Source organism: Streptomyces aidingensis (assembly GCF_900112355.1).
Classification (GTDB): domain Bacteria; phylum Actinomycetota; class Actinomycetes; order Streptomycetales; family Streptomycetaceae; genus Streptomyces; species Streptomyces aidingensis.
The window spans coordinates 34,839-53,791 of record NZ_FOLM01000012.1 but is presented as its reverse complement, the minus strand read 5'-3'; the positions used below and the strand labels follow the sequence as shown (position 1 = coordinate 53,791).

The 18,953-nt window shown below is 73.8% G+C and carries 16 protein-coding genes; 7 read left to right on the top strand and 9 right to left on the bottom strand.

Features of this window, described 5'->3' with window-relative positions; all coding sequences use genetic code 11:
- Positions 1–6: 6 nt before the first annotated feature.
- From BM242_RS20460 to BM242_RS20445, 4 genes are all read right to left on the bottom strand, one after another.
- Positions 7–1,584 (bottom strand): PQQ-dependent sugar dehydrogenase, encoded by a 1,578-nt coding sequence (locus tag BM242_RS20460; protein ID WP_093840346.1) that lies wholly within the window; start codon positions 1,582–1,584, stop codon positions 7–9.
- A gap of 191 nt (positions 1,585–1,775) precedes the next feature.
- A complete protein-coding gene (locus BM242_RS20455; RefSeq protein ID WP_093840345.1) occupies positions 1,776–3,539 on the bottom strand; it encodes a hypothetical protein in 1,764 nt (587 codons plus the stop codon).
- 118 nt (positions 3,540–3,657) lie between these two features.
- The gene (locus BM242_RS20450; protein ID WP_093840344.1) at positions 3,658–5,121 is read right to left on the bottom strand and encodes an aldehyde dehydrogenase family protein; all 1,464 of its coding nucleotides are present in this window, start codon (positions 5,119–5,121) and stop codon (positions 3,658–3,660) included.
- 265 nt (positions 5,122–5,386) lie between these two features.
- The gene (locus BM242_RS20445; protein ID WP_093840343.1) at positions 5,387–5,899 is read right to left on the bottom strand and encodes a gluconokinase; all 513 of its coding nucleotides are present in this window, start codon (positions 5,897–5,899) and stop codon (positions 5,387–5,389) included.
- 147 nt (positions 5,900–6,046) lie between these two features.
- On the opposite strand from BM242_RS20445, the gene BM242_RS20440 reads away from it, so the two are divergent.
- On the top strand, positions 6,047–6,886 hold the full coding sequence (locus BM242_RS20440; protein ID WP_245834326.1) for a pentapeptide repeat-containing protein: 840 nt from the start codon (positions 6,047–6,049) through the stop codon (positions 6,884–6,886).
- Here BM242_RS20440 and BM242_RS20435 read toward each other — a convergent pair.
- On the bottom strand, positions 6,853–9,081 hold the full coding sequence (locus tag BM242_RS20435) for an ATP-binding protein (RefSeq protein WP_093840341.1): 2,229 nt from the start codon (positions 9,079–9,081) through the stop codon (positions 6,853–6,855). The genes BM242_RS20440 and BM242_RS20435 overlap by 34 nt on opposite strands.
- Before the next feature lie 205 nt (positions 9,082–9,286).
- Here BM242_RS20435 and BM242_RS20430 point away from each other — a divergent pair, with 205 nt between their 5' ends.
- Entirely contained in the window at positions 9,287–9,706 is a 420-nt protein-coding gene (locus tag BM242_RS20430; protein WP_093840340.1) for an archease, read from the top strand.
- 68 nt (positions 9,707–9,774) lie between these two features.
- Here the strand turns inward: BM242_RS20430 and BM242_RS20425 are convergent, their stop codons facing one another.
- Positions 9,775–11,214 carry an RtcB family protein gene (locus tag BM242_RS20425; RefSeq protein WP_093840339.1) on the bottom strand — a complete coding sequence of 480 codons (1,440 nt, stop codon included), beginning with the start codon at positions 11,212–11,214 and terminating at the stop codon, positions 9,775–9,777.
- 259 nt (positions 11,215–11,473) lie between these two features.
- Between BM242_RS20425 and BM242_RS20420 the strand changes: the two genes are divergently transcribed.
- The 4 genes from BM242_RS20420 to BM242_RS20405 all read left to right on the top strand — a co-directional run bounded on the left by BM242_RS20420 (position 11,474) and on the right by BM242_RS20405 (position 16,037).
- On the top strand, positions 11,474–11,893 hold the full coding sequence (locus BM242_RS20420; RefSeq protein ID WP_093840338.1) for a hypothetical protein: 420 nt from the start codon (positions 11,474–11,476) through the stop codon (positions 11,891–11,893).
- Between the two features lie 104 nt (positions 11,894–11,997).
- A complete protein-coding gene (locus tag BM242_RS20415) occupies positions 11,998–14,517 on the top strand; it encodes an ATP-binding protein (protein ID WP_175541502.1) in 2,520 nt (839 codons plus the stop codon).
- Between the two features lie 103 nt (positions 14,518–14,620).
- Positions 14,621–15,559, top strand: coding sequence for an RNA polymerase sigma factor SigJ (sigJ, locus tag BM242_RS20410; RefSeq protein ID WP_093840336.1), 939 nt, complete (start codon positions 14,621–14,623; stop codon positions 15,557–15,559).
- A gap of 40 nt (positions 15,560–15,599) precedes the next feature.
- Positions 15,600–16,037 carry a carboxymuconolactone decarboxylase family protein gene (locus BM242_RS20405; RefSeq protein WP_093840335.1) on the top strand — a complete coding sequence of 146 codons (438 nt, stop codon included), beginning with the start codon at positions 15,600–15,602 and terminating at the stop codon, positions 16,035–16,037.
- Positions 16,038–16,135: 98 nt separating this feature from the next.
- On the opposite strand, the gene BM242_RS20400 is transcribed toward BM242_RS20405, so the two are convergent.
- Both BM242_RS20400 and BM242_RS20395 read right to left on the bottom strand, forming a co-directional pair.
- Positions 16,136–16,597, bottom strand: coding sequence for an excalibur calcium-binding domain-containing protein (locus BM242_RS20400; protein WP_342746987.1), 462 nt, complete (start codon positions 16,595–16,597; stop codon positions 16,136–16,138).
- Between the two features lie 201 nt (positions 16,598–16,798).
- Entirely contained in the window at positions 16,799–17,179 is a 381-nt protein-coding gene (locus tag BM242_RS20395; RefSeq protein ID WP_093840334.1) for a winged helix-turn-helix transcriptional regulator, read from the bottom strand.
- A gap of 131 nt (positions 17,180–17,310) precedes the next feature.
- Between BM242_RS20395 and BM242_RS20390 the strand changes: the two genes are divergently transcribed.
- Positions 17,311–17,733, top strand: a complete 423-nt coding sequence (locus BM242_RS20390) for a RidA family protein (RefSeq protein ID WP_093840333.1) — start codon at positions 17,311–17,313, stop codon at positions 17,731–17,733.
- 165 nt (positions 17,734–17,898) lie between these two features.
- Here BM242_RS20390 and BM242_RS20385 read toward each other — a convergent pair whose 3' ends face one another.
- Positions 17,899–18,660, bottom strand: coding sequence for a hypothetical protein (locus BM242_RS20385; RefSeq protein ID WP_093840332.1), 762 nt, complete (start codon positions 18,658–18,660; stop codon positions 17,899–17,901).
- Between the last annotated feature and the right edge of the window lie 293 nt (positions 18,661–18,953).

The window sequence follows — 18,953 nt, the reverse complement described above, 5'->3', positions numbered from 1 at the left end:
GCGCGGTCAGTCCGCCGTCGTGCAGGCGGCGTCGTTGAGGGTGAACGCGGTCGGTGCGGAGGCGTCTCCGCTGTGGCCGGCCAGGAAGCCCATGGAGACCGAGCCGCCCGGCGGGATGGTGGCGTTGTAGGAGGCGTTGTCGGCGGTCACCACGGAGCCGGTCTGGGTGATCTCGGCGTTCCAGCCGAAGGAGACCTGCTGCCCGGCCGGCAGGGTGAACTCCAGCGTCCAGGGCGTGATCGGCTCGGTGCCGGTGTTGGTGATGGTGACCTCGGCGGTCAGCCCGTTGCCCCAGGCGTTGACTTTGTACCCGACCTCGCAGGTGCCGCCCACCGGGTCGTCCGGCCCGTCGAAGGCCATCCGGTGCAGGCCGCCGGGCAGGTCGTTGACCAGGTAGAACTCGCCCTCCGGGGTGGCGCCGAAGGCGGTGATCTGGGTGGGTGTCTCACCGATCTCGGCCACCTGGTAGCCGCCGGCGCCGTCCTCGCGGATCGCGTAGACCACCGAGGAGCAGTAGTCGGTGGCGATATAGGTGCCGCCGACCAGATCGGCGTACTCCTCGCCCCGGTAGACCAGTCCGCCGATCACCGCGCAGCCGCCGGTGTAGGGGGAGTAGGTGTAGATGGGGTCGGTGTACTCCTCGCCGTCCACGCAGTGCGTCTCGTCGAAGATCTCCAGGCCCTCGTAGCAGGACCAGCCGAGGTTGGCCCCGCCCTGCCCGGCCGGGAGGTGGTTGAACTCCTCCCAGCTTCCCTGCCCGACGTCGCCGATCCACAGCGAGCCGTCCACCGGGTCGAAGGAGAAGCGCCACGGGTTGCGCAGCCCGTAGAGCCAGATCTCCTCGCGGGCGCCGGGGGTGCCCACGAACGGGTTGTCGTCCGGGATGCAGTAGGCCAGCGGGGCGCAGGCGGCGTTCACGTCGATGCGCAGGATCTTGCCCAGCAGGGTGTCCAGCCGCTGCCCGCTGAGGAAGGGGTCGCCGGAGCCGCCGCCGTCACCGATGCCGAGGTAGAGGTAGCCGTCGGGTCCGAAGGCGATCTGGCCGCCGTTGTGGTTGTTGTATTCGGCGTGCTCCTGCTGGAGCAGCACCTCCAGGCTGCTGTCGGTGAGCGTGTAGCGGGCCAGGGTGACGGCCCCGTCCGGCAGCGCGGTGTAGGCCAGGTACAGCTCCTGGCTCTGCGGGAAGTCGGGCGCGAGGGCGATGCCGAGCAGGCCGCGCTCGTTGCCGGACTCGTCGACCACGTCGGTGAGGTCGATCAGGGGGTCCTCGGCCAGGCCGGTGTCCGGGTGGTAGACGCTGACGGTGCCGGGCTTCTCGGTGATGAACAGCCGGCCGGTGCCGTCGTCGGGCGCGACGAGGGCGGTGGGGCGTTGCAGGCCGGAGGCGACCTGTGTGGTGGTGGCGGTCACCTCCTCCAGCGGCGCCGTCGCCTCGGTGGCGGTGGTCTCGGCGGTGGTGGTCTCGGTGGCGGTGGTCTCGGCGGTGGTCTCTTCCGCGGTGGCGGAGGAGGGGACGGTCACCGCGAGCGGCAGGGCGACCGCGGCGGCGAGCAGCAGGGGGCCGCTCAGGCGGCGTCGTAACATGTCGGCTCCAGGAATGTGGGGGGCGTTCCCAAGGGACGTTCGACGGTTCAGTGCGCGCTCCCGCGGGCGACCGTAGCGACTCGCTCCCGGCCACGGAAGGTTGCCCGCGCAACTACTTTGTCGCGCGTCGCCTCGCATCACAGCGCGGCGCGCCGGACCGCCGGTCCGCGCCGCCGCCCCAGGGCCCCGGCTCAGCGGCTCCGCTCCCGGTTGCCGTTCCGGGGACGGGAGAGGGAGATCCTTCCGGCCTTCCTGGTGTAGAGCGCGCCGCCGGCGCTCATCGACACCAGCACCCGGTAACGCCCGGCCGGGACCTCTCCGGCGTCGATGCCCCTGCCGCCCGGGGTGGTGAAGTATCCGAAGTCGTAGGAGCCGAAATCCTCCGGCGGCACATGGCGGCGCACCGCCGCCGGGTTCCGGCCGGCCTGGAGCGGAAAGGAGAAGCGGCCCGGCTTTCCGTCCAGAACGAGGTAGTAGGTGGCGTGGGCGGCCCGGTCGGCGTTCCGGCCGGGCAGGAAGAAGACCCCTTCGACGTCGATCGTCCGGTCCTGTTCCCGGCACTTCTTCACCTCCACGACCAGCGCGGGGGAATCGGTGCCGATGACGCTGCGCCGGACGATCTCGATGCCGCCCTGCCCGCCGCGCAGCACGGTCTCGGTGCCGCCCGCGGCGGTGCGCCGGTCCACCGGCTGCCGGGCGACCAGCCGGGTGCGCCGCTCGATGCCTCCGCCCGCGCTGCCGTCACCGCTGCCGCTGCCGCTGCCGCTGTCGCTGTCGCCGGTGATGCAGACCGACACCTGGAAGCGGCCCAGGGGCAGTCCGTCGAATCCGAGGCCCTGCCCGGCGAAGCCGCCGTCGGCGTATTCGCAGAAGAACGAGTCCCAGTATTCGCGGTAGAGCTTGGCCGCCTTGGTGGTCTCCAGCGGGAACACCCAGCAGCGGCCGTCCCGTTCCAGCACCAGCCGCTTGGTCTCCCGCGGCTCCGGGCCGCCGGGGCGGCCCGGGAGGAAGGCGTGGCCGGCGAGCCGGGCCGTGCCGCCGTCGAAGGCGGCCTGCCGCAGCACCGCCAGCGCGGTGTCACCGGCGCGCAGCGCCGCCAGATGTGCGGCGGCGGCCCGCGGGTCCTCGGTGTCGCTGCCGAGCTCCAGCTCGCCCAGGCGCGGCACCATGCCCTCGGTGAGCGCGTGCAGCACGCTCCAGACCAGCGGCATGCCCTGCCGGACCACCTCCTCGTGCCGGCGGATGGTGGGCGACCGCAGGAAGAGGAAGCTGAAGTTGTCGTATCTGCGCAGGGCGGGAAGCATGTGCTTCACCTCCTGCTCGTACTGGTAATCGGCGGGCGAGGAGAGCAGATAGACGTTGCGGTCGAAGTTCTTCTCCGCCTCCAGCAGCTCCGGCAGCACCCGGTCCAGCGCGGCCACGCTCTCCGCCGGCTGGCCCTTGCCGAGGACGGAGGCGCCCAGATTGCCGTGGTTGTGCGAGTAACTGCCCAGAAAATACTGCGGGGTGGACATCACGATGTTGCGGTAGTCGTACTTCACCCCGTAGTACAGGGCCGCCGAGCCGCCCTTGGAGTGGCCCAGCAGCGTCACCTGCTCCCTGCTGTTCAGCCCGAGCCGCTCCGCAAAGCCCCGGATGACCGCCTGCACCGCCTCCTGGAGGGAGCAGTCCATGTCCCGGGCGATGTAGTAGGAGGTGCCGCCGTCGAAGCGGTCCTTGATCCGCAGGATGTTGCACTGCACCTGGTCGAGCTGGTTGCCGAAGCCCCAGACGGTGCCGACCGAGGCGAAGACCACCAGCAGATGCGGGTGATGTCCGCGGGCGGGCCGGAACTGGTACTCGACGGACCATCTGCCGTGCGTCTCCACCCCTTCGGTGAAGGCCCACTTGTGCTTCAGGGCGTAGTTCGGCGACAGCGGCGGAAGCGACGTGCTCGGCCGGCTCGGCTGACTCATGCGCACCCTGCGGATTCTCGGACCGGACACGGCGGGGCCGACCCGCGTTCCCCGCCAGGACACCGCACAGCATACGGCCGTTCACCGGGCCGACGTCCCGCCGTCCTTCCCCTTTCGCTCAGTAGGGGTACTCGCGCGGTCCGTGCTGGATGCTCACCCAGTGGTGGGTGGTGAACTCGTCCACCACCCAGTCGCCGCCGAACCGGCCGATGCCGGAGTCCTTCTCGCCGCCGAAGGCGATATGTGCGTCATCGTGCACGGTGGTGTCGTTGAGGTGGGTCATCCCGGCCCGCACCCGGTGGGCGAACCGCAGGCCGCGTTCCTCGTCCCGGGTGCACACCGCGCTGGAGAGGCCGTACTCGGTGTCGTTGGCGATCCGCAGCGCCTCCTCCTCGTCCGCCGCGCGGATCAGGGTGGCCACCGGGCCGAAGACCTCCTCGGCCGCGGTGGCCACGGTGTTGTCGCCCAGCAGCACATGCGGCGGCAGCACCTGCCCGGTCGGGCCGGTGGGCTCGCCGCCGAGGACGAGTTCGGCGCCCTCGGCCACCGCCCGCCCGATCTTCTCCCGCACCGATTCGAGCTGGCCGGAGTTGATCAGCGGGCCGATCCGCGTCTCCGGGTCGGCCGGGTCGCCGTCGCGCAGCCCGGCAGCCGCCGCGGTGAAGCGCTTGACAAAGGCGTCGTACAGCGCCGCGTCCACGATCACGCGGTTGGTCGCCATGCACACCTGCCCCTGGTGGAGGTAGCTGCCGAACAGCGCGGCGTCCACCGCCCGGTCCGGGTCGGCGTCGTCCAGCACCACCAGCGGCCCGTTGCCGCCCAGCTCCAGCGCCAGCCGCTTCAGCCCCGCCCTGGCCGCGATGCCCTTGCCGACCGGGGTCGATCCGGTGAAGGACACCACCCGCGGCACGGGATGCGCCACCATCGCGTCGCCGATCTCCCCGCCGCCGCCGATCACCACGCTGAGCAGCCCGGGCGGCAGGCCCGCCTCCTCGTACACCTTGGCCAGAAACAGCCCGCCGGTCACCGGGGTGTCCCCGGCGGGCTTGAGCACCACGGCATTGCCCAGCGCCAGCGCGGGGGCCACCGAACGGTTCGAGAGCTGCACCGGGAAGTTCCAGGGGCTGATCACCGCCACCACCCCGGCCGGGCGCCGGTAGACCCGGTTCTCCTTGCCCGGCAGATCCGATCCGGTGCGCGTCCAGCCCTCGGTCCGGTCCGCCTGCCGGGCCGCCAGCGCGGTGACGGCCCCGGCCAGCTCCAGCTCCATGGCCGCCCGGCCGCGGGTCGCCCCGGCCTCCCGGCGCAGCCAGTCCGCCAGCTCCTCCCGCCGCGCGGCCAGGATCTCCGCCGCCCGGGCGATCACCGCGGCGCGCTCGGCCGCGGGCCGGGCCGCCCAGCCGGGCTGGGCGCGCTCCGCCGCCCGGTAGGCCCGGTCGAGGTCGTCCTTGCCGGCCTGCGGGATCTCGGTGAGCACGTCCCCGGTGTAGGGATCGGTGTCCGCCCGGGTCTTCCCCGATGTGCCGCCCCGCCATTCGCCCGCGATCGGCATGGTGTCGAACCCGCTGTACCTGTCCACCATCGTTGCCGCCACGGCGTCCTCCTCGCTCGCGTTCCGTCGCCGTGCCTTCCCCCGCCGAGTGCCCCCGCGGCCTGCGCCCACTCCACCGCCGCCGGCCGCGCGGCGGCGGGCCGCCCGGCGCGAGCGGGACTGTGGCGGAGCGCGAGCCGGTGCCGGTGTGATGAGGGCGTGGACAGCGAGCGGCGTCCCCGGGGGAAGAGACCGGGGGCGCCGTGCTGCCGTCCCGCCGCGGGACACGGGCCCGCGGGACACGGGCCGCGGGACGTCAGGGCAGGGCGAGAGCGTCCAGGGCGGTGTCCGCCATCCGCTCCGGGGACCCGTCGAGCGGAACGGTGACGCCGTCCTCGTCCGCGCCCAGCGGCTCCAGATCGCGGAACTGCGAGTCGAGCAGGGACGGCGGCATGAAGTGCCCGGTCCGCAGCCGCATCCGGGAGTCGATCAGCTCCCGGGAGCCGGCCAGATGCACGAAGCGGACCCTGGCCCCGGTGGCCTGCCGCAGCAGATCCCGGTAGGACCGCTTGAGCGCCGAACAGGCCACCACCAGGGGCAGCCCGGCGGCGGCCCGCTCGCCGATCCGGTCCCGGATCAGCGCCAGCCAGGGCAGCCGGTCGGCGTCGGTCAGCGGAATCCCGGCGGCCATCTTGGCCACGCTGGCCCTCGGGTGCAGCTCGTCGGCCTCCACCAGCTCCCAGCCCAGCCGCTGGGCCAGCAGCGAGGCCAGGGTGCTCTTGCCGGACCCGGAGACCCCCATCACCACCAGAGCGGTCGGCGGCTTCATGGTCGCTCCCTCCCTCGGTGGCCGTAGTGCCGCGGTCGACGCGAAGAAACGTAACACCGGCACCGGACGGTGACCGCGGGCCGTCCCCGGGGCCCGGGACGCCCCGGACCGGGCAGGATGGCCGGTGTGCGGAAGCGAGGGGACGCGATGACGATACGCCGGGTGGCGCTCGGGGCCGGGGTGGTGCTGCTGGTGGCCACGGTGGTGCTGGCCTTCGGGCCGCTGCCGGGCCTGCTGCTGGACCGGACGGCGGGCGCCGCGGAGCTGGAGCCCGGCGAGCGGATCTCCGCCGAGTCCGACCTGCGGGGCGCGCTGCTCCAGGCGGTCGGCGGGCTGCTGCTGGTGGCGGGCGCGGTGACGGCCTGGCGGCAGATGCTGATCGGCCGGGAGCAGCACACGCTCAGCCGCCGGGTGGCCGTCACCGACGCCTTCGCCCGCGCCGTGGAGCAGCTGGCGGACGACAAGGCGGTGGCGCCACGGCTCGGCGGCGTCTACTCCCTGGACCGGATCGCCGAGGACGACCCGGCGGAACGTGCCCGGGTGGCGGAGATCCTGGCCGCCTTCGTCCGGGAGGGCGCCGCCGGGGAGAGCGCACCGCTGCCCAGGGATGTGGCGGCGGCCCTGGCGGTGCTGACCCGGCAGGACTGGCCGGACGGCGCCGATCTGGCCGGTGCCCGGCTGGCCGATGTCCGGCTGCGCGGCGCCCGTCTGGTCCGGGCCCGGCTGGACGGTGCCGATCTGCGCGGCGCCGACCTGACCTGCGCGGTGCTCACCGGCGCCCGGCTGGACGGTGCCGATCTGCGCCGCGCGGATCTGTCGGGGGCGGTGCTGCGCGGCGCGGATCTGCGCGGGGCGCTGCTCTCCGGCGGCCGGGCCGACGACGCCACCCGCTGGCCGGAGGGCTTCGCCCCCGGCGAGCACGGCCTGGTGGTACGCCCGGCCACGGACCCGGTTCAGGAGCGGTCCGGGCCCGGCCCCGCGCCCTGAAGCCTGCGGTAGCGCTCGGCCAGCTCCACCAGTTCGGCGGCCTCGGCGATCTTCTCGCCCAGATCCGGGTCCGCCACCTCGTGCAGCGTCAGCTCACCGTCCCGGAACCGGGGCACCAGGAGATAGGCGCAGTGGTGGCCGATGTCCGGGACGGCCGACAGTTCCTCCCGGGCCAGGGCAAGCCGCTCCCGGGCGGCGGCCAGATCGCCCCCGAGCACCTCGGCCATGGCCGCGTTGAACCGGCTCAGCGCCCGGTCCACGGGCATCCCGGCCTGGTCCAGGGCCCGCTCCGCCCATTCCAGCGCCTCACCGGCCCGGCCGTCCCGCAGCATCACATAGCCGAGGTTGTTGGCGCTGTGCCACGCGGGCGCGAGCTGGAAGGCGGTGCGCAGATGCTCCTCGGCGGCCGGCAGATCGCCGGCGGCGTAGGCGGTGTAGACCGCCGAGTCGTGCGCCTGGGCCATCTCCTTGCGCATGTCGTCGGTGGCCACCGCCACCAGCCAGTCGATGATCCGCCGCCAGGGCTTGAGCGGCTGCCGGGTGCGTTCGGCCAGCAGTTCGCCGCCCAGCGCCCGCACCCGCCGCTGCGCGGCGAGGAACCCCGGGTGAGCTCCGGCCTCGAACTCCGCGCTGTCCGCCGCCACCGCCCAGCGCACCGCCGTGACACCGCCGAAGGTGCAGGTCAACGTGGTCAGATCGAGCGCCGACGGCATGCCGCAGCGCAGGATCGCGGCATGCAGGAAGGCCACGGTGAAGCTCGGCGGCCGGCCGTCCTCCACCGCCAGGCTGTCCAGCGCGGACAGGCCCTCCTCCAGATGCTCGGGGGCCATGCCCAGACAGCAGGTCCGCAGCAGGCGGGCGTCCGGAGGGAGGATGTCGCGCAGCAGGTTCTCCAACTGGCGGGAGAGCTGGAGCTCGGCGCTCAGCCGGCTGAGCAGGGGCGGATGGGCGGGCCGGTCCGGGCGGCTCAGCGTCCACAGCCGGGTGTAGATCTCCTCGAACATGCCGGCGCCGCCGCCGAGCCGGACCGCGCCGTCCCGCGTCTCCAGCAGCCCCTCGGCCAGAAACTCCTGGTGAAAGCGGTCGAATTCGTCCCGGGTGACCGGCGGCGGCGCGGCCAGCGAGTGGGCGAGCCAGAGCTCGTCCACGCCCGCGCCGTCCAGCGAGGAGCACAGGGCGTTGAAGACCCACAGCCGCTTCGCGGACATGCCGCGCAGCGCCGCCACCACCGGGCTGTGCCGGCCCGCCTCGGAACCCGCCTCCAGCAGCGAGCGCACCTCCTCCAGGGTCTCGGTGGTCAGCTCCATCTGCCCGGTCACGCCCGTCTGCCAGCGGCTGAACATCACATAGCCGTAGAGCTGGATCTCGTAGGGGTTGCCGTCGGTGAGCCGGAGCAGATCGGCGACGGCGGTGTGCGGATGGGCGAAGCAGTCGTGCAGTTCGAGACCGAGCGCGGCCAGCGGCTTGGCCAGGCAGTGCTGCACCTCGGCGCCCTCCGAGAACCGCTCCACCTTCACCATCACGAACTGCCGCAGGATCGGGGCGAAGACCCGCTGGATACCGGGCAGCAGCTCGGAGGTGCCGGCCAGCACGAAGAGATAGCCGCGCAGCCGCATGCCCAGGGAACGCAGCACGGAGAGCACGTCCTCGCGGCCGGCCAGGATCTGGGCCTCGTCGATCAGCACCGCCACGGAGCGGCCGAGGCGGGCGGTGAGCAGTTCCAGATCGGCGCGCAGCGCCATTTCGGAGACGCGCCCGGACTGCGCCAGGCTCTCCGGGAACTCCAGCGGGAAGTCCGGGTCCCGCTCGGCGCCGTCGAAGAGGCGCCGGACCAGGCGGGAGGTGACGGGCCGGCCGTCCGGCGCGGTCAGGCCGGCCTCCCCGGCCACCGCGCCGATCAGTTCCTCGTAGAACTTGCGGAAGAAGGCCGCCGGGTCGTCGTCGCCGGGGGAGAGCTGGATGCGCACCGTGAGCCGGGAGCGCCGCCGGGCCAGTAACTCCGTCATATTGAGCAGGCTGGTCTTGCCGGCGGCGCGTTCCCCGTGCAGCGCGATGTAGCCGACCGGGCGGTCCCGGTCGGTCTGCTCCAGCAGATAGTCGATCTGGCCGAGTTCCCTGCCCCGGCCCGCGAACAGGTGGGGTTCGCTGACCGGGTTGGCGTAGTCGAACGGATTCCGTACCTGGCTGAGGTTCATAGCGGTTCCCCCTTCGCCGACCGCCGGACCGCCGTGCGCCGCCGGGACGGCGCCTCACCCGGCTCCGACGCATACCGTTCGTCCAGGGTTCCCGCGGCGCGCACCGGCCACCCCTCGGCGCTCCCGTTTCGGACAGCGGGCCGTGCGGTACCCGCCGGGCCGGAGCGGACCGGAGCGGACCGGGGCGGACCGGGGCGGCGATGGCATGGACGGCAGCGGCGGGCACCGGGCGGTGCCGCATACCGCGGATGTGCGGATCGAGGCGTGGGGCGCCACCCGGGAGGAGTGCCTGGCCCAGGCGGTGGCGGGCCTGGTGGGCTGTTTCGCCGACCTCTCCGGGGCCCGGCCGCGGGCCGTGCGGCGGCTGCGGCCGACCGGGCGGAGCGATGACGAGCTGCTGGCCGCGCTGCTGGAGGACGTGCTGTTCCGGCTGGATGTGCACGGCGAGGTGCCGGTGGAGGCGGCGGCGGAGCGCACGGAAGGCGGCCTGGAGGTCCGCCTCTCCGTCACCGGCCTGGACTCCGTGGAGATCACCGGCGCCGTCCCCAAGGCCGTCTCCTGGAACGAGCTCCACCTCTCCCCCGCCCCTTCCGGCTGGTCCTGCGCCGCCACCGTCGACGTCTGACCACGACGCGCGGCCGGCGTGGCATCGTCCACGGTCCACGCCCTCCTCCGCGCCGTCGCGCCGCGTGCTCAGCCCTTGACCACGCCCAGCGGGATCAGCCGGGCCACCCGGCGGCACAGGCCGGCGCCCTCGCTCGCCGCGACCACCTCGGTGACGTCCTTGTACGCCTCCGGGGTCTCCTCGGCCAGGCCGCGCCAGGAGGCGGACCGCACCGCGACGCCGTCCGATTCCAGCCGGGCCCGCAGCTCCCGGCCGCCGATGGCGCGGGCGGCCTGGTGGCGGCTCATCACCCGGCCCGCGCCATGACAGGTGGAGTGGAAGGCCGCGCCGCCCGGCACGCCGGTCAGCACATGGGAGGAGGTGCCCATGGTGCCGGGGATCAGCACCGGCTGCCCGGCGTCGCGCAGCTCCTCCGGCAGCTCCGGATGGCCGGGCGGAAAGGCCCGGGTGGCGCCCTTGCGGTGCACGCACAGCCGCCGCCGCTCCCCGTCCACCGGATGTTCCTCGGTCTTGGCCAGATTGTGCGACACGTCGTAGACCAGGCTGAGCCGGGCGCCGGTCTCGCGGCGGAAGATCCGGCGCGCCGCCTCGGCCAGCAGCTGGCGGTTGGCCCGCCCGTAGTTGGCGGCGGCGGCCATCGCACCGAGATAGGCCCGGCCCTCCGGGAAGTCCACCGGCGCGCAGGCGAGCTGCCGGTCCGGCACGGTGATGCCGTACCTGGCCATGGCCCGGTCCATGGCCCGCACATGGTCGGAACAGATCTGGTGGCCCAGGCCGCGCGAGCCGCAGTGGATCATCACACAGACCTGGCCGGCGGCCAGCCCGAAGGCCCGCGCCACCGCGTCGTCGTAGACCTCGGCGACCTGCTGCACCTCCAGGAAGTGATTGCCCGAGCCCAGGCTGCCGACCTGGCCGAGACCGCGTTCCCGGGCCCGCCCGCTCACCTGCTCCGGGTCGGCGCCGGCCACCGCGCCGCCGTCCTCGCAGCGGCGCAGGTCCCGCTCGTCGCCGTGGCCCTGCTCCACCGCGTAGCGGGAGCCGCCCGCCATGATCTTCTCCAGCTCCGCCGGGCCGCGCACCTGCCAGACCCCGCCGGGCCCGGCGCCGCGCGGGATGACCTCGCCCAGGCCGTCCATCACCGCGCCCAGCTCCGGCGCCAGCCCGCGCCGGTCGAGATCGGCGGCCAGCAGCCGCACCCCGCAGGAGATGTCGAACCCCACGCCGCCCGGCGAGACCACCCCGCCCGCCTCCACGTCCGTGGCCGCCACCCCGCCGATGGGGAAGCCGTAGCCCCAGTGGATGTCCGGCATGGCGTAGGAGGCGCCCACGATGCCGGGCAGGGTGGCCACATTGACCACCTGCTGGAGCGATCTCTCCGCGTCCCGCAGCAGTTCGCGGGAGGCGAAGACGACCCCGTCCACCCGCATCGGGTCGCGCCGCGCGATCCGGAACCGGTAGGGGCTCTCCTCCGTGTACTCCGCCGCCGCCGCAGCGGCCGTCGCACCCATGCCGACCTCCCTCACCTCGCTCCCCTCCCCGGTTCCCCGTTTCTCCCGCCCCACCCGGCCGGGTGGGGGGCAGAACCAGGGTGCCGGCCGCCGCGCCGCGCCGGGACTGGCACTTGCTGTGGGCCTATTACCGGTCACCAAAGCGTGGATTGGGCGGAAAGGACTGTGAGGGGCGCTTGCCCCCTCATACGGTGGCGTCGGTGGGGCGGTAACCGGCCAAAGCCGGTCTCTTTATGCAATTTACACACAAGGGAATGCGATGGACTCGTTGGCTCTGGCGGTGGGGACGGCGCTGGTGGGGGCGATGGCCTCCGATGCCTGGCAGCAGGCCCGTACGGCAACGGTGGGCTGGTGGCGGCGAGGCCGCCCGGAGCGGGCCGAGGAGGTGGCGGCCGACCTGGACACGGACCGGCGCCGGGTGCTGGCGGCGCATGAGTGCGGCGACCAGGGCACCCACCGGGACGTGGCCGACGCCTGGCGGCACCGTCTCCAGCAGTTCCTGGACGGCGACCCGGAGGCCGCGGCCGGTCTGCGCGCGCTGCTGGAGGAGCATCTGCGGCCCGCGGCCGAGGCGGCGGAGCCGAGGCAGACGGCCGGCTCCGTGGTGCTGCGCGCGGAGGCGCGGGACCAGGCACGGGTCTACCTCGCGGGCCGGGACCAGCACTTCACTGACTCATGAGCGGCCCGAACGGCGAGGACAGAGGCACAGGAGATTCCCCGGCAGCGGTCCGCATCTGCGGGCAGGCCCGGGACTCCGGGGAAATCTACGCGGCTGCCGGTGACATGCACATCGTCAGCCGGCCGGGCCGCGCCCCCGCCCCGGTGACGGCGCTGCGCACGCTGCCGAGGGACGCGGCCGCGTTCACCGGACGCCAGACGGAGGTCGACCGGCTGCTGACGGCCGGCGGCCAGTCGGGGGCGGTGACCATCCACACCGTGGACGGCATGCCCGGCGTGGGCAAGACCGCCCTGGTGATCCATGTCGCCCGCCGGCTGGCCGACCACTACCCCGACGGGCAGATCATTCTGCGGCTGCACGCCCACACCCCGGGCCAGCGCCGCGCCGACCCGGCCGAGGTGCTGGCCGCACTGCTGCTGGGCATCGGCATCGAACCCGGGCAGATACCGGAGGACATGGACGCCCGTGCCGCTCTGTGGCGGGACCGGCTCGCCGGCAAGCGGATGCTGCTGGTGCTGGACGATGCCGCCGATCACACCCAGGTGGAGCCGCTGCTGCCGGGCGGCGAGGGCTGTCTGGTGCTGATCACCAGCCGCCGTCGGCTGGTCGCCCTGGACGGCGCGGTTCCGCTGTCGCTGGGCACCCTGCCGCCCGGGGACGCGGCACTCCTCTTCTCCCGGCTCGCCCGCCGCACCCCCGGATCACCGGCGGACGCCGCGGCAGTGGCCTGGATCGTGGAGCTGTGCGGGCGGCTTCCCCTGGCCATCGCGCTGCTGGCGGGACGCTTCGCCCATCACCCGCACTGGAACCTCACCGAATACGCCAGGGAATTCGCCGCGGCCCGGGACCGGCTCGGCGAACTCACCGCGGGTGACCGGGCGGTCCGTGCCGCCTTCGACATGTCCTACCAGGCCCTCACGGACGGTCGGCAGCTCCTCTTCCGCCGACTCGGCCTGCATCCCGGGCCTGATCTCGACGCCTATGCCGCCGCCGCGCTGGCGGATCTCCCCCTGCGCCCGGCCCGGACCGAACTCGAAGCGCTGTACAACGACCACCTCATCGATTCCCCCTCACCGGGCCGCTACCGCCTGCATGACCTCGTCCGCTCCTACGCCCAGGCCCTGAGTGCCGAACAGGAGCCGGCCCACGATCACGACCGGGCCCTGGCGCGGCTGCTGGACTTCTACCAGCACACGGCGCGCCGGGCCGACGGGCATCTGGCCGACGCGCTCCGTCCGGCCGCCCCGGCCCCCGGCGCCGCCCCGGCCGACGCACCGGCCCTGGCCACCCACCAGGAGGCGCTGATCTGGGTCGGCGCCGAGCGCGCCAACCTGATCGCCTGCATCCATCACGCCTACACCACCGGCCGGCAGGCGCGGGCGCTCGGCCTGACCGCGTCACTGGCCGCCTTTCTGCTCCAGCAGGGCCCGTGGGACGCGGGCATCACGCTGCTGCGGAACGCCGCCGCAGCCGCGCACCGCACCGGGGACGGTCTGAGCGAGGCCAACGCGCTGTGGGAGCTGAGCCGGGTGCACTACCTGACCGGCAACTACGCCGTGGCGGCCGACCTGGCGAAGCAGACTTTGCGGCTCTACCGCGCCCTGGACAACCGGCTGGGTGAGGCGAACTCGCTCTGGGCCCTGAGCTGGGCCTGGTACCTGACCGGTGACTACACGGAGACGGCGGACCTGGCGCAGCAGACGCTCAGGCTCTACCGCGCCCTGGACAACCGGCTCGGGGAGGCCGGCGCCCTGTGGGTGCTGAGCTGGGCGGTGGCCGGTACCGGCGACTACCCGGCGGCAGCCGGACTGGCCGAAGAGACACTGAGCGTCTGCCGGGACTGCGGTCACCGCCTCGGGGAGGCGGGAGCGCTGTGGGCGCTGGGCCAGGCACGGTACATGGCCGGGGAGTACCCGGAAGCGGCGGAACTGCTGCGGGAAACCCTCGGCATCTGCCGCGACCTCGGCCACCTTCCCGGCGAGGCGTTCGCACTGTGGGAGCTGGGGCGCGTCCAGTGCCTGACCGGAAACCACACCGAGGCGGCCGGGCTGACACAGCAGGCGCTGGACATCTGTTTCGCCATCGGTCACCGCCACGGCCAGGCCCAGGCCCTTCAGGTGCTGGGCCGGGTACGGCACCTGACGGGCGACTACTGGGCGGCACTGGACGCCGCTCAGCAGGCGCTCGACATCTGCCTGCTGACCGGCCACCGCCACGGCCAGGCGCACGCCCTGCACGACCTGGGCCGTGCCCGGACCATGACCGGGGACCACCACACGGCCGCCGATCTGCTCCAGCGCTCGCTGGCTCTGTTCCAGAGGGTGCGCTACGCCCACGGACAGGCGGAGGTCCTCAACAGCATCGGGGATCTGCTGCGCTCCTCGGGCAAGCCGCACGACAGCCTCGCGGCGTACGAGCAGGCGCTGTGCCTGGCCCGGCAGACGCACAGCCCGCTGGAGGAGGCACGTGCCCTGGAGGGGGCGGCCCGCTGCCGGGCGGGGACCGGCAGGCGGCAGGCGGCGCTCGCCGGTCTGCGCGAGGCCGTGGACCTGTACCGCCGTATCGGCGCCGCCGGGACCACCACCGCTGCCCGGTACCTGGCCGTACTTGAGGCGGGTCCCTGATCGGCCCGCCGCCGGTGCTGGCCGGGCATCGCCTATCGTGCGGCGGGCGGGCACGGAACTGCGGGGCACGGAACGGCGGGCACGGCCGGGGAGGTACGGCGGCGTGAGCGGTGAGGCGCGGGCCGGGGGGCGGCTGGTGGCGGAGTGGGGGGTGCACCGGGCGGCGGTGTTCGGGGCGGCGTACCGGCTGCTGGGCAGTGTGGCGGATGCCGAGGACGTGACCCAGGATGTGTGGCTGCGGGCGGCCGGGGCCGATCTGGAGCGGGTGGACGATCTGCGGGCCTGGCTGGTCACGGTCGCCGCCCGGCGTGCCCTGGACCTGCTGCGCTCGGCGCGCGCCCGGCGCGAGACCTATGTCGGCCCATGGCTGCCGGAGCCGCTGCTGACCGGGCCGGACGCGGCCGAGACGGTGCTGGTGGACGAGTCGGTCTCCACCGCGATGATGCTGGTGATGGAGGAGCTGCGCCCGCCGGAGCGGGTGGCGCTGGTGCTGCACGATGTGTTCGGGGTGGAGTTCGCCCGGATCGCCGAGGTGCTGGGCGGCTCGGTGGCCGCGGCCCGTCAGCATGCCGCGCGGGCCCGGCGGCGGGTGGCGGGTGCCCGGGAGGAGGCGGCGCAGGCGCCGCGGGCGTCGCGGGCCGAGCGGGAGCGGGTGCTGGCCGGGTTCCGTGCCGCCTGTCTGGCCGGTGATCTGGCGGCCCTGGTGCGGCTGCTGCATCCGGACGCGGTCTATCTCACCGACGGCGGCGGCGAGGTGCTCGCGGCCCGCAAGCCGATCGTGGGCGGCGAGCGGGTGGCCATGGTGATGCTGCGGGTGGCCGGCAGGCTGCCGCCGCCGCGGATCGAGCTGATCGAGGTCGGCGGCGAACCGGCGCTGCTGGTGGTGCGGCGGGGCCGGGTGTACGCCGTGGACACCGCGGCGATCGGGGCGGACGGGCTGATCACCGCCTACCGCAGGCTGCTGGCCCCGTCGAAGCTCGCCCACCTCTCCCCCGCCCGATCCTCCTGTGTCACATCCGGGCCCGCCGCCCCGTCTGCCTGACGTACGGCACCGCCGGAAGACGACCGAGGGAGACCACACCATGCCCCGCATGCTGCTGAGCGAGAGCGCGCCCGAACTGCACCAGGGCTTTCTGCGCATCGACGCGGAGATCCGCCGCGGCCCGCTGGACGCCACCGTGCGCGAACTGGTCAAGCTGCGCGCGTCGCAGCTCAACGGCTGTGTGTTCTGCGTGGACCTGCACAGCAGGGAGGCCCTGAAGGAGGGCGAGCACCCGGACCGGCTGCACCAGCTCCCGGTGTGGGAGGAGTCCGAGCGGTTCGAGGAGCGGGAGCGGGCCGCCCTGGCCTACACCGACGCCGTGACCGGCCGCCGCCCGGTGGACGACGCGCTGTGGCAGCGCGTGTGCGAGCACTTCCCGGACGAGGCCGAGCGCGCCCACCTCATCGCCCAGGTCTCCCTGATCAACGCCCTGAACCTGTACAGCGTCCCGCTCCGGATGCGCCCGCGCCCGGCCTGAGGCGAGGCCGGCGCCCCGCCCGCCGGCCGGAGCCTGCCTGCTCCCCGGTCTCCGTCGCCGGGGGAGACCGGGGAGCGGGTCCTCCGTGCCGCGGCGGGTCAGCCGGCGGCGGTCCCCGCGGTGCCGGCCCGGCGGCGGCGCAGGGCCGGCGCGCCGCCGGCCGCGAGCAGACCGACGGCGCCGGCGCCCAGCAGCGGCGCGGTGCTGCCGCCGCCGGTCTCGGCCAGCGTCGGGTCCGCGTCCTCGCCGCTGTCCTCGGGGCCGGTCTCCTCGGACGTGCCCGCGGGCCCGGTGTTCTCCTCCTCGCCGCTGTCGTGGTCCCCCTCGGCCGCGACGAAGTCACCGGGCGGGCTCTCGCAGCCGACCCCGTCGGAGTCGGCGTCCAGGTGCTCCCCGTAGTGCGGGTCGCCCTCGGCTATGTTCGCGTAGCCCGCTTCGTATGCGGCCGTGCAGTTCTCGAACGCCTCGCCGTGGGCGAACGCCGCGGCCGGAGCCATGGCCAGGCCCAGCCCGACGAGCACCGCGACGCCTCTTGCGACGCTGATGAGCTGTGGTTTCACTGTTCCCCTCCTGAGTCCCCGCGGATGCGGGGCGCCCACGCTGGCGGCGGGGGCCCGCGGGCCCGGGGCGGAACCGGGGAGCAGTGACCATAATGTGACCTCCCGCCAGATGACGTCGCAGTGGTCCGGCCCGGGGCCGAGGCGCCCGGAATGATCCGGTGGCCACCGGGGTGCGACGGACGCGCCTGCGGACGGCGGATGTCAGGTGTCGAACCGGCGGCGGGCGGTCTCGATGTGGGGGAGGTAGCGGCTGGTCCAGTCGCACATGCCGGCGACGGTTTCCCGCAGGGCGCGGCCGGGTTCGGTGAGGGTGTACTCGACACGGGGCGGGACGGTGGGGTGGACGGCGCGCTCCACCAGGCCGTTGCGTTCCAGCATGCGCAGGTTCTGGGTGAGCATCTTGTGGCTGATGCCGTCGATGCCCCTGCGCAGATCGCTGAAGCGCAGCGTGTCGTCGCCGAGCGCCTCGACGATCAGCAGCGCCCACTTGTTGGCGAGGTCGGCGAAGATCTCCCGCGCCAGGGAGTCCGCGCGGGCCAGGTCCGCGTCCTCGGGTGAGCCTGTGAACTGCTTGGTCACCATGAGGTTCCCCCGTCACCGAAAAGTGCGTTCTTCCATGTCAACGCACACTCTCCTACGGTTCCCGAGTAACCACAAGAGAGCGAGGGCGGGCGTGGGCCGGCCTTCGGGCGAGGAGAGGCAGGACGGGGACCATGACCGTCACCCTGATGAACCCGAGCGGACTTCCCCGGATCGACGCCTATCGGCAGGTGTCGGTCGCGACCGGGGGGAAGCTGGTTTTCGTCGCCGGGCAGGTCGCCTGGGACGAGAACGGGGTCAATGTCGGCGAGGGGGATCTCGCCGCTCAGGTCGAGCAGTGCTACCTCAACATCGCGACCGCGCTGGCCGGGGCAAACGGTTCCTTCGACGATGTGGTGAAGCTGACCGTGTATGTCGTCGACTGGACGCCGGGCAAGATGCCCCTGCTGATGGAGGGCATCGGCCGGGCGGCGGCAAAGCTGGGCGGGACGCCGGTCCCCCCGGCCACCCTGCTGGGGGTCGCGGCGCTCGACGTGCCCGAGCATCTGGTGGAGATCGAGGCCACCGCGGTTGTCGGAGAGGACCGGGCGGGGTAGGGCGTCCGCCGGCCCGAGGCCGCAAGGGGGCGCGGCGCTGCCGGTCCACAGCGCGGCCCGGGCCGGGGCCCGCAGCTGCTCCGGCAGCACCGTGCATCACCTCACCGCCGAGGGCCTGAGGGGGAGCCGGGACGCGGCCCGCCCGCGCGGAAACGCCGGCGGGGGTCAGCGAGGGGCGGCGCCGGGCGGCCGGCTGCCGGAGACGGCACGGCGGGGCGGGCGGGTCAGGGTGATCTGCCGGACGAGCTGGTGGAAGCAGGAGAGCGCGGCGGCCACCGGAAGCCCGGCCATGGCCGCGCCGATCAGCGTGCGGGGCGCCTCGGCCACGCAGAAGACGGCCGCCAGCGCCGAGAAGAGCACCACGATGCCCCAGGCGTGCGGGGCCCGCCGGTGGTGCAGGGCGGCCCGGACGATGGACAGCGAGGCCACCAGCCAGGGCCCGTAGATCAGCGCCGGCCACCAGTTCACCAGTCCGGTGGCGTCACCGGACTCGGCGATGGCGCGCAGCGGGCCGTGGGCGGCCATGGCGCTCAGCAGGCTGACGGCGGCGGCGACGGTGGCCGCCACCGCGGCCAGCACCCGGCCGACGCCCTCCACCGGGGGCAGCTTGGCGGCGCGCGGTTCCGCCCGGCGGGTCCTGCGGTGCCGGTTGCGGTGCTCGCGCGCCGACCGCGGGCCGTCGGCAACGGGGACGGTGCCGGCCGTGCCGGGCGGCGGCACCGGCACGCCGTCGAACGGCATGGGCCCCGGCATGCCGTAGCCGAGCATCGCGTCCCCCGGATCGGGGAGCGGGGTGCCGATACCGGTGCCGATACCGGCTCCATGGGCGATCCCGGGGCCGTGGCCGATACCGGGCTCCGGATGAATCCCGGTCCCCGTGCCGACGGCGAAGCCATAGGGCAGGGCGTATTCCTGCGTGTTGTGCATGGTGTGTTTCCAGCGGAAGACGGTCGCGAGCGGGACGGAAAGGACTGCCCCGGCGCCACAGGCCCGGAAAAGCGGAGCCAGTGCGACTGAACGATTCTCCAATTGTCCTTTCTCGTATGACTTTTCCATGGTTTCCGGACCCCTGAGCGGCTCCATCTCTATGCCCTGCGGCGACGGCCAGTCAAGCGGAGATAGCGGGTGCGAGAAGCAGCCCGGTCAGCGCACTGGGAAATATCAAGTGACTACCGCTTTCTTCTATGGAGGATTTCCTGCCCGCCGGCCGGTCGCGGGAC